Below are 11,601 nucleotides of genomic sequence, written 5' to 3'. Positions count from 1 at the left end.
TTAATTATTAAACTCTAGAGCATTTAAAATTAATGAAAGGGGGGATTAATATGAATCTATTAGAAAACTATGTTTCAAATTTTAAACAGATAAATTTTTCACTTTGTATGAACACAACTTACTATAATCAACTCGATTCCTTAATTACAAAAACTCATAGAGAATATTTTAGTAAGTCAAAACACACGAACTTATTTGATGATGAACACTTATATTACTATCTTCAATATATGTTACTGAAGATATCTACTCAAGCTCTTTGGAAGAATGCTTCAAAAAAGGACACTCTTGATTCTAAATATCTACTAGTGGCTATTCGAAAATGTTTATTTTTAGAAAAGCCTAATATTCAGTTTGATAGTTTTCAGAAAATATTCTAAATTGAAAATTATACTCACAAAAAAGCCTCGTTAGTTTAATGGGGCTTTTTTTGTCATATATTTTGGTGCCTGGAAAGACTTTACTGAAATATATCTTTTCTCTTTTTTAAGATTATTTTTTTCTTCTTTGTAGCTAAACTTAAAATATTTAGTATGAACGCAAGGTCAAGCTTATAATCAGTATTATTATCAGATTCAATCTCAAACAGATAATATACCTGATCATTCGAAAAAGAAAGATTTTGACGAATCCAATAGACTTTCCGATCAAATATTATTCTTGTAGTTAATGTATTCTGATTTTCTATTTTTTTTAGCTCATGGTTTGACATCGTAATATAACTTGAATAGTTTTGGCTCGTCACACGATAATTTATCGAAATGATTTTTTCACATTTCTCAATTAGTGTATCCAATTGTTTCAAAGTGAGTTTTGAGATTGTAATTTTCATTTTTTTAGTTTGTTTTTCTCCATTCATCAAATCACCCCTTTTAAGATTTAATACTATTATCTAAAATAAGCATACTTAATTTCAAGTAATCTTAAAAACTATAATGGTTTAACAAATCTCCAACCCCTCAATAATACTAAACTTAATTCAAACCAGTGACATAAAAAGTGTTGCTCATTTAATGTGTTATGTTATTAAAAATCATATTAAGGGGTGACAAATATGTCTCATGCGGAATTAGAAAGAGAATACAAATCATTTATCAATAAGGTTAGCGCCGAAGAAAAATTTATTGTTTATAATGAAGTTGCTCAAGAAGGGTCGTTTTGTCAATTGCTTCATTCGAAAACGCAGGGGAACTTTATAACTTCAGCATATTTTAAAGATGAAAAATATAAATTCTTAAAAATCTATCATTACAACAAGAATTCCATAAAGATGAACAAATTCAACTCATACTTTAGCCTTAACTCATTTTTTTATCCCCGCCGACAAAAGAGCAAGCCTTATTTGAGTTAGATAATGATTACTTTGATTATGTGGTTCCCCGCCCAACATATATAATCGATAGTGGACGAGGTTTTTATCTGATTTGGCAGTTTGAAGATCCAATTCCCGCTCGGACTAAAAATGGCTTTAACAGAGATTTGTTTACAAAATGGACAATGGTTCAAAAATCCATTAGATCAAAATTAAAAGATGTAGGTGCTGATCGAAATGCACTTGATGTTACTAGAATTTTCAGGAATACTGGCACCTTTAATACAAAAGATGGTATAAATGAAGTCAAACTAATCCGTGTCTATGCTGATAAGTATTCATTAAATGACTTAGCTAATGAAGTTCTTAGTTATTATAATGATGACATAAAATATTCTAAGGCATTTGAAGTCAACGAGATCATTGCCCCCCAAAAAGCTATTAGACAATTGAGCAATACAACGTTTAAAAAAAATCAAAACGGCTCAAATTATAATTTAAAAAAAACAAATTTAAATCGAATTAGTGATATAGAAAAATTTGTTAATCTACGAAATGGAGATATTGAAGGACATAGAGAATTCGTTCTATTTCTATATCGATATCATTGTTGCAGAATTTATGGCCCAAAGATTGCACTGACTAAAACCTTTCTTCTTAATAAACGTTTTAGTCAAACTTTTGAAGAAGACTATGTCGTTGCTTCAACACAATCAGCTGAAAATGAATATTTAAGGTCACGTGAGCAGATTACAGAAGAAATAAATGGTATGATTTATTCTGTGGGGTATAATTATAAAACGTCAACAATTATCGATAAATTGGGTTTATCCGAATTAGAACAAAATGAAATGTTGACTCTTTGTAATGAAAACTTGAAAAATGAACGCAAAAAGTACAAAGACAAAGAGCAAAGACGTAATGTTTTTGGCAATACAAAAAGGCAACAAGACAAATTAAATAAAATTTATCATGTACACTTTCTTAAAGATGGAAATCTAAATAACACTGAAATAACTAGGTTTACCAGTTTGAACAAAAGTACTGTTTCAAAATATCTCCGTGAGCAATGTCCAAATATTAATCAAATAGATATAAAATATATTCAACAATATAATCTAATTTCAAATAATAATCTTATAGAGCTTAACCAATTCAAAGAAGAAACTGGGAAGCAACATAAAGAAGAGATTATTTAGTCAATAATTTTCTTTTTAAAAGTTTCCTGAAACATCTATACTTGTTTATGGTGTTATCCTATGAATCCCTTCCTTCGCTTTAGTGTCCACTCATCATTAATCAAATGGTTTGTATAGAAACAGGTATGTCGATAATGCCAATAGATGTAGAACATCCAACACCATATGTTAAAATAACATTCATTAATAAACTACATATCTATAACCGCATGATAACAAATACAAGAGTACATCGTCTATTTCTTGCAGCAAACTATTAACACATCAATTCAACTCTTAAACTAACAATTATAATTTTTTCTATACAAGGTTTTCCAATAAAATGGTACCTCAAAAAATGTAAATTTGTAAATGTCGACTACCAATCTTTCTGATTCTCTAATTGCCAATAAATCCATAACATTCTCCTTTAAACTGCAATAAATGGCTACAAACAAAAAGAGAATGCTTATAAAAAATGAATTTGAAAAATAAATTAATGCAGACTTATGAGAGGTGTCATAGCTGCATTTAATTTTAAATCAAAAACTTTCACTTTTTATAAGCATTCTCTTACCATATTATATCTATAGATTATTATATTTTCAAATATAACTTTATCTTACTTCTTCAGAACTAACTGCGAGACCGTCTCAACATGCGTTACCACATAAGCCTTATATAAATTGCAAATTGTACTGTAACCGGCCGGTGTAAATACAGAAATATTTACCCCCTGATTACTCACCCATTTTCCAAAAGCATTTAATATCAAAAAAACTTGTTAGAGTAAGTCTAGTAGTTCTTGCTCCCAAATATAAGTAACCCTTTTTTTGACTTCCTCAATGAAATTCCGAAATAATTTCGGATTATTCATATATATTCTTTTGGGCAACACTTGAATCATTTTTCGGCTCTTCTAGACACTTAACCTTCCATTAATCTGATCTATCGCACCAATGATTCGCTTTGCTACATCAAGCTTACCATCAAATAGATGCATCACATTGCCACGCTTGTTAAAGGGATGCTCATTGAGTACCCGTTTATCTAAGCTGCCATTTTTTGTCATGTAATTGACCACCAACTTCACAAATTCCATTTGATTAATATTAAGGCTTTCGTCCGATAAGAACTCTGAAAATACTTTATTGGTTGCTTGTGGGTCTAATCCCACAATCTTACTTACCAGTTTGAGTAGTGGTTCGTCACCAAACTCTTTGATATAATCATCTTTTGTTCCTAGCTCTTGCCATAATATTTTTTCTAGATATTTGATGTCTTCTTCTACTAAAGGATTATTATTGCGTAACTTATAGATAACCAAATCATTTTGATGCTCCATTAAATACTGATCTACCTTTTTACGATAGCTTTGCATATCATTGACAGAATAATCACCTGGGCTTTCTTTCTGCGCTGTAATTTCATCTGTAAAATTGGTATAGTATATTTTACTTGAAGTGCTATCTAAGAATTTTATTAAATCTCTAAAGGCTTTACGCACTTCTTCATGATCAAAAATATCTGCTTCTTCCCAGTGTTCATTGGTCTGAACTTTATTAATTAAGGCTTCCTGTATTTTAACTTTATTAATACTACCTTTATAGGTTAGCTTCTCTGCCGTTGTCACCACTTTGTTCTTCGGTTTGGATGCAGGGACTCTTTTTAAATCTGCATACTCAATGGTGTACATCAAATAATCAAACCGCTTAGCCAGTTCATCATCCTCTATGGCCGATATAAGTGGGGCAACCTCTTCTTCAAGTTCTCTTACGGCAGCATCCGTCAAACTTTCAAAAGCAATCTCCTGATTGAATTTGTGTAAGAATTGAAGCTTCATTCTGGCATTGAATTTGGTTTCATCAATAGCCTTCACTTCTTTCAAAATGCCTTCAATCAATGCCTTTCTGTGATTTATATACTCATCTGTTTGATAATCTAAATTTTGAAGCTCTTTGATGATGCCTATACGGATATTGAAAAGATTTTCTGTAAGTGACTTCATCATCTTGGCTTCTTTGCCGTTTTTTTTGGTTCTAAAGAATTCAAAGTTACCACAGTAATCAAAGATTCTAAATCCTTCTTTATCCATGCCAACACCATACAAATCTTCACAGAGTCTGGTTCCTCGACCAATCATCTGCCAAAATTTTGTTTTAGAACGTATTTTTTTGAAGAAAACTAGGTTGAGAATCTCTGGAATATCAATCCCAGTGTCCAACATGTCCACAGATACAGCGATCTGCGGCAGTTTGTTTTTCACTTCAAAATCATCCATAGTACTTTCAACATAATTAATACCGGTATAAACTGGTTTTGCAAAATCACCTTTATACTTTGGATAAAGTGCATTAAAGCGCTTTACAATAAAATCTGCATGTTTCTTATTTTTAGCAAATACAATGGTCTTTCCTAATTTGTCGCCACCTTCGACCTTAAGACCTTTTTCCATCAACTCTTGTATAACCGTATCGATGGTATTGTCATTGAACAAGAAGGAGTTTAGTGCTTCACCGCTGATATCTTTAACATCATCATCAAAGGTTTCTTCAAAAAGTTCTTTTTCTTCTTCTGTAAGGTCGTCGTAATGAATCCCTTTTTCTAAAAACTTCATCTTTGTTTCTATTGTATGATAAGGTACCAAATAACCATCTTCTATGGCTTCACCTAACTCGTAGGCATAGGTTGGCACATTGTTTTCAAGTTCAAAAATAGTATAGGTGTTTTTATCAAGATCACTTTTAGGTGTTGCTGTTAAACCAAGTAAAATGGCATCAAAGTAATTAAAAATATCCTGATATTTTTTATAAATACTTCGGTGACTTTCATCGATGATAATAAGGTCAAAATGCCCACTGGTAAAAAGCTTTTGATCTCGTTTATTCTTGACATCATCAATAGCATTCATCATGGTTGGGTAGGTTGAAAAAATCATTCTACTCTCTGGATTATCTTTACTATCCAATAAATTACAAAGGGAAAGTTCAGGTAATAATGCCTTAAAGTTCTTCTTAGCTTGCTTCACTAAAGCTGTACGATCTGCAAGGAAAAGAATGTTTTTAACCCAACCTCTTTTAATCAAGACATCTACAATGGATATAGATACCCTCGTCTTACCCGAACCTGTTGCCATGACAAGAAGTGCCTTACGATTACCCTTGTCCAAAGTATCGCAAACCGCTGTAATGGACATTTTTTGGTAGTGACGGTTGGTGATTGCATCGTTGATTATAGGATCCTTTAATGGCGTTTTATTTTGCCTCTTGAAATGAAGCCACTCAAGTTCTTCCTTGGTGTATATGCCTGATACCAAACGCTCTGGGTAACTACGGTCATCCCATAAATAATACTCAAAACCATTGGTATAGAATATCATGGGTCTAAATTTATGTTCTTTTTCTAAACAATCTGTATAACGCTGGGCTTGTATCTGACCCATTCTAGGATTCACAGAGGTTTTCTTGGCTTCAATCACCGCTAGTGGCTTGCCATTGTCTGAATAAAGTACATAATCTACATAACCGATTTTTGCTTGGTTAGGCATACCATCTACTTCAACTTCTTCAAGGCAGTCTTTCCCAATCGTCCATCCATTTAATTCAATCTCAAGATCGATGTACATTTTTCTGGTTTTGAATTCAGAAATCTCATCAACCTTAAAATCACGATTTTTCTTGTTATTAAGACGTTTTGCCGCATTTTCACGTCTTAGTGTTTCATTCTCTTTGATGATTTCTTCAAGTTTACGGTCTTTTGAACCAAGATGCTCATATAAATCTTTTAGTTCATCTTTGGTTTTTCTTTCTTTTTCATTATCCCCAAGTAGACTTTCATCAAAAGTAATCTCTTCATATGCATCCGAATAACAATAATCAATCCAAGAAATAAATTCAAAGAGGTTGCCAAGAGCTAATACTGCTTGCTCTCTTAAAATCGGTGTTGGTGAATGCACGGCTTTATTACCAAGCTTTTGAATATAGGTAATCATGGGGAAAAGCTTGGCATCAATAATACCTTTAAACCGGTAATCATGAATCAATGAGGCAAGGTTATCCTGGTACGGTGCTTCAAGTTCTTGGTCATAAGAAAACACCCACTTTACAGCCAACTCTAAGGCTCTACGTGCTAGAATCGCTGAACTGGCATAAGATACCACTAGACTCTTCTCCGCTTCGATACAGGCGTATGTAAAGTCCTTATATTTTTCTTCTTTTTTTAGAAAATCAAAGTTGTAGCACATGGTAGTCTCCCCTCTATCTTTAGGTATTCGTTTGAAACGTTGATTATTAATGTTTTATAAATTGGTTAATTTCTATAATTACACTGAACCAAGATCAACCATTACATATACTCTTTTATCAATTAGTCACATAAATATTGTGTTTAAACCAAATACTTTTGAAATTCAACCTTTAATTTGTAGGGCTTTTCATCCCTCTATTCTTGGTCTACTTTAGAGAAATCTTCTGTTTGGTTTAAGTTCTTATTCTTTCTAAATCGTTTAGGTAAATTATTTATACTTTGCTTAAGCTTTTCATTCCGTTCAATATTTATTGTCTTTTTATTCTCTAATATAAGTTCACTTGCTTTTATTATTTCCTCATCAACATAATAGAGCCATACACGCTCACCTTTTTTTTGCTTAAGAGTTAATTTCTTATCGCCCGGATATGTCACTCTAGTCACTTGCCCATCTTTAAATGTTACAAACTTGCTATTAGGATTTTCCAATTTCAAAGTCGCCCTCAACCCGATTTCTTCTAAATCCTCTCTGGCTTCATATATATCAAGTCCAACTACTCTTGGTAATCTAAACACCTCTTCCAGATTTGTTTCCATCTCTTTGCTTTTTTGGATGACATCACTTGTTGCGTAATATAACTTAACAATAGAATTGGGATCTACTTTTTTTCCGAACTTAGGCTCACAATCTACTACTACATTTTCTGCAGAATCCGCATACGCTACATTCGGTTTTGCAATAGCAACAACCGGCAATAAATTCAATCCGATGAGATTTTTAATTGCCTCTTCATAAAGGACATCTTTTACGTCAGGTATTTTTACTTTATTATTGTATTTTTCAAGTGCCTTTGTTCCTTCTTTTACTACTGTTACAAATACTTCGTCCTTCAAAATCTCTTTTGATAAAATTATTATTCCTTTTTTTGCTGCTCCGATACCCTTGATTGCAAATTTTGCCATTTATATGTCCTCCTACAATCTATTCAAAATACTTTTGGATTAACGAACCAAATAGTACTTGTGTTTCATCTAATGACTTTTAAACTTCAACCTTTAATTTATAGGGCTACTGATTTTCATCGCTACATTTCCTTTACTACTTATGTCGGGACTTTAGTCGGTGTGAATTCTCTTTGATAAGCTACTATTGTATTTTTAAAATCCTCGCTTAATCTATAAAGTTCAGATTGCTTAATTTTCCCTTTATAACCAAGCGTTTGTAATCTTTTCTTCAGATATTCAAACTCATCTTTTTTTAATCGTGGATCTAACGTGATTGCTTTAAATATCTTATTAATGTCCATTTCAATTTTCAGTATCTGATTTTTTTGTGCATTACTGGTGTATAAGAGGACTCTTATTTCTTTTTCATGTTCAAATTCTGTTCTCTTATATGACAAAGATTTCATTCTTATATTTGGAAAATCGTCCCATCCACCTTTTAAGCCATAAAGGAAATCAGCATCAACTTTTGCATCAAGTAGATTCTCTTCAATTTTTCTACTACTTAAGTATTCAACTTTACTGACAAGAACTCTGCTTCCACTGCCATTACTATTAACTTCAAGATAATCATGATAATCTCGTAGTTTAACTTCTACTTTTACACCTCTATTTCTTTGAGAATATATTCTCCACATTGCATCTGAATCTTCATTAGTTGTCCAACATTGACCAAATAAGGCGTGCCTATTAACTTTATAATCGAAAAATATTTCATCATTGTCTTTAAAAATCGAGTAAAGAATGTCTTCATATGGGTCATCCCAAAGCCTTGGAGCAACAAAAATATTAGCATTATCTAATAGCATTTGTTCAAATCTTTCAATATCAAAAATCCTATATATTTTCTTGTCAATGTCCTTACTCTCTATCCCTTGCATAGTCTCCTCCAGTACTTATATACAATTAAGCTCACTGTAATTTCCCTTACCTCCTAATACCTTTCATTCAAAATACTCCTGTATTAATGGATCAAATAATACTTGCGTTTCATCCAATAACTTCTGTGCTTCAACCTTTAATTTATAGGGCATTTGACTTCTAACTCATTATTTCAATTGCTTGGTTTATCCATTTCAATATATCAGTCAACTTCGTATGACCCATGAATAAGAAGTCTCTGTCATGCATTATTGCATTCCTAAGTTCGTTAATCTTAGTATTCTGCTTTTTCGTTAACTTTGTTAAACTATAGGCCTTTGCATACTTCAGTTTTTCAATAAGATAAGCACAGTCAATAAATGTTTGTTCTCGATTATTATCTAGTAGAGACTCATACAGTTCTAAGCTCTTAGCAATACCAGGTTTCGTACTTAAATTACCTTCTTGAAACTTTTTCCTTTTCTCCACCGCATCATTATACATAATACTCTCTAGCGATTCATCTTCATAATTTTTTAGTTTTATTGTCAGTAATCTTTCAAATGTAGAAAACACACTATAAATCAGTAGCTTAACTGGGCTTTTCAATAAGTCTGCATTGCTAATTACTCCTATGATTTCATCATCGTTAATCATGAAATAGTGCTGTTTTTCTCCATCAATTATCTTATACAAAAAATCTATCAAAGGCATATTCGAGGATATAATTTCATCAAGTCCAATAGATATTATATTCAGTATAGAATTGTCTTTTTCTAAGTCATCTTTCAATATTTTCCCTATCAACGCCTCTTTATCATATATACATGTCATATCATAATTTTGTTTACGCATAAACTCCAGTAAATCAACTGGATTCTCATTAATACCTTTTCCTTGAATATCGCTTGCAATTGATGCTACACTGATAAGTTTAATATAGTCATCCACAATAATTCTTCAACTCCTCCATTGCTATAACCATTTATCTATTCGAAATACTCTTGCATTAATGAGTCGTATAGATATTGTGTTCATTTAGTGATTTCTAGACTTCAACCCTTAATTTGTCGGGTTACTTAACTTCCTTACTAACGTGTATTAAACTCTTATTTACATAACAATTTCTATTCTACTCATTCATTCTTACCTTTATAGTTGAGTCAAGCTCTTTGACCAATGATACTAGCTCAACGAATTTATCTTCTGGCATCCTCGCACCTGCAATTATCTCAAACAACTTTACTTTTACAAATGATCTGCCTTCAACAAAGACTCTTACTTCCTCTTCATACTCCCAATCTGTTAATTTATGGGTCAATACCTCTCGAGCAAATCGTTCTCTATTTAGATTCTTATATTCATTCATTGATGGTAATTTTGATTTATATATAACATCTCTAATATCTGCTATAGGATCACAAATCTTTAGTCCTATTACTAGACCTCGCTCTCCATCAGCATAGTGCGACCACATTAGTGTATTATTCTTATTCCTTGATACACTGACAATTCCTAGCCCTCTTTTAATCTCTTTTATTGCATTAGTCAACTCAAATTCAACTTCAATATCATGAGTATAATTTCCTTCCCAACGATCGTTCAAATCTACGTATTTCGGAGCATAAAGCCGTTTATTTATAATGATATCCTTAAAATACTCAATGTTTTCCAATGTTCTATATTTGTAATACAAATCCATTCTAGCCTCTCCGATCTGCCATAAAATTTTCACTTAATATATTTTTGCATCAATGAATCAAAAGCTACCTGCGTTTGATCTAAGGACTTCTTGACTTCAACTTTCAATTTATAAGGATAACGATAAGTACTACCTTTCCTCCATAAGCATTTCCTTAACAACATCAAACTCCCCCATTGAATCCATTGTTCTTATACCGTCCGAAGTCATTTTTGGATCGTCCTTCTCTGCTATTTTAGATATCGAAGATAGTGCTGTGCCACAGCCTTTTCTGAATACCCAAATTGTATTGAAATCTCTTTTATCATTTTTTTCATTTACAACAACTGCATAGAATTCTTCTTCTTCAAATAGAGAAAGTGGAACCGTTGTTGCCAAAGGAATTTTTGATACTGCCATAACTGTAAATCTCCTTTCAAACCATAAAATATTAATGTACTAATGAATCGAACAGTACTTGTGTTTCATTTATAGATTTTTGCATCTAAATTTTTAATTTTGTAGTGCTAAATATGAGCCTATGACAGTGGTAGAGTAAGTACTCCACGTTTGCTCTGCTCCTGTCCATCTTCAGCGGTCCACGACAATTCATAATCCCAACTCGAACCTCGTGTACTCATAGTAATAATGATATGGAAATCTACATTTTTTTGAGGTTCCAATAACGAAATCGGAAAATTACTGTCGCTGCCTCCAACAATATCTGGCCCACCATCGATATACTTGAATGTAACATTGGTTGCAGATGCACTACCCTTGTTGAAGATTTTCAATAACCAACTGTTCTTACCATACCTAACGATATTAGCATCACAGATTGCCTTCTCAAAATTGTCTTTCTTTGTTTCCATCTGCTCTACTGCCAAGTCGAAGTACTTTCTAGCAGATTCATTATAGGCATTTGCATTTTCAGCATATGCTTTAGTTCTGGCTTGATTAATAAGATTCAGAACAAACATTATAATAGACCCAATTAATGCACAAAACGCAATTATATCCCCAACAGAAACTTCCAAGTTTATATTCATAAAGAATAAACCTCCCTATTTCAGTTTGAATCCCATCCTTTTAATTTCTGCTTTTAACAGTTCTTCAGCAAATTCTTTTCCTGTATTTTCAATCAAACTTGAATTCACATCAACCAGTTCTTCCCTCGAATATACCTTGTTACATAATGTACATTTCATTTCATCAGCAACATCGATAGATTCAAACTTAACATCATCATATTCGAAATTCTCATTTCCACAAACAGCACACTTCAAGGTGATATTTCTATGTTCTTCCATAATTACACA

At 32.2% G+C, this 11,601-nt stretch carries 11 protein-coding genes; 2 read left to right on the top strand and 9 right to left on the bottom strand.

Annotated elements, in window-relative coordinates:
- The first annotated feature begins 50 nt into the window (after nt 1-50).
- Entirely contained in the window at nt 51-380 is a 330-nt protein-coding gene (locus tag P0N36_RS07555; protein WP_275842242.1) for a hypothetical protein, read from the top strand.
- Nucleotides 381-460: 80 nt separating this feature from the next.
- On the opposite strand, the gene P0N36_RS07550 is transcribed toward P0N36_RS07555, so the two are convergent.
- The gene (locus tag P0N36_RS07550) at nt 461-859 is read right to left on the bottom strand and encodes a hypothetical protein (protein WP_275842241.1); all 399 of its coding nucleotides are present in this window, start codon (nt 857-859) and stop codon (nt 461-463) included.
- 512 nt (nt 860-1,371) lie between these two features.
- Here P0N36_RS07550 and P0N36_RS07545 point away from each other — a divergent pair.
- Nucleotides 1,372-2,511 carry a hypothetical protein gene (locus tag P0N36_RS07545; RefSeq protein ID WP_275842240.1) on the top strand — a complete coding sequence of 380 codons (1,140 nt, stop codon included), beginning with the start codon at nt 1,372-1,374 and terminating at the stop codon, nt 2,509-2,511.
- Nucleotides 2,512-3,409: 898 nt separating this feature from the next.
- Here the strand turns inward: P0N36_RS07545 and P0N36_RS07540 are convergent.
- The 8 genes from P0N36_RS07540 to P0N36_RS07505 form a co-directional block, all read right to left on the bottom strand.
- Complete coding sequence (locus tag P0N36_RS07540; protein ID WP_275842239.1) at nt 3,410-6,733, bottom strand: DEAD/DEAH box helicase family protein; 3,324 nt, start codon at nt 6,731-6,733, stop codon at nt 3,410-3,412.
- Between the two features lie 197 nt (nt 6,734-6,930).
- Entirely contained in the window at nt 6,931-7,698 is a 768-nt protein-coding gene (locus P0N36_RS07535; protein WP_275842238.1) for a PASTA domain-containing protein, read from the bottom strand.
- Nucleotides 7,699-7,838: 140 nt separating this feature from the next.
- On the bottom strand, nt 7,839-8,621 hold the full coding sequence (locus P0N36_RS07530; RefSeq protein ID WP_275842237.1) for a DUF2971 domain-containing protein: 783 nt from the start codon (nt 8,619-8,621) through the stop codon (nt 7,839-7,841).
- Between the two features lie 160 nt (nt 8,622-8,781).
- Nucleotides 8,782-9,552 (bottom strand): hypothetical protein, encoded by a 771-nt coding sequence (locus tag P0N36_RS07525; RefSeq protein WP_275842236.1) that lies wholly within the window; start codon nt 9,550-9,552, stop codon nt 8,782-8,784.
- A gap of 181 nt (nt 9,553-9,733) precedes the next feature.
- Nucleotides 9,734-10,303: a DUF2971 domain-containing protein gene (locus P0N36_RS07520; protein ID WP_275842235.1), complete on the bottom strand. Its 570-nt coding sequence runs from the start codon at nt 10,301-10,303 to the stop codon at nt 9,734-9,736.
- Nucleotides 10,304-10,432: 129 nt separating this feature from the next.
- On the bottom strand, nt 10,433-10,702 hold the full coding sequence (locus P0N36_RS07515) for a hypothetical protein (RefSeq protein WP_275842234.1): 270 nt from the start codon (nt 10,700-10,702) through the stop codon (nt 10,433-10,435).
- 119 nt (nt 10,703-10,821) lie between these two features.
- Complete coding sequence (locus tag P0N36_RS07510) at nt 10,822-11,331, bottom strand: hypothetical protein (protein ID WP_275842233.1); 510 nt, start codon at nt 11,329-11,331, stop codon at nt 10,822-10,824.
- A 15-nt stretch (nt 11,332-11,346) separates the two neighbouring features.
- The gene (locus P0N36_RS07505) at nt 11,347-11,592 is read right to left on the bottom strand and encodes an ECs_2282 family putative zinc-binding protein (protein WP_275842232.1); all 246 of its coding nucleotides are present in this window, start codon (nt 11,590-11,592) and stop codon (nt 11,347-11,349) included.
- Nucleotides 11,593-11,601: the final 9 nt, after the last annotated feature.

This window comes from Petrocella sp. FN5, from assembly GCF_029210395.1.
Taxonomy (GTDB): Bacteria; Bacillota; Clostridia; order Lachnospirales; family Vallitaleaceae; genus Petrocella.
The sequence above is the reverse complement of the archived record's forward strand: the minus strand, read 5'-3'. Positions and strand labels throughout refer to the sequence as shown.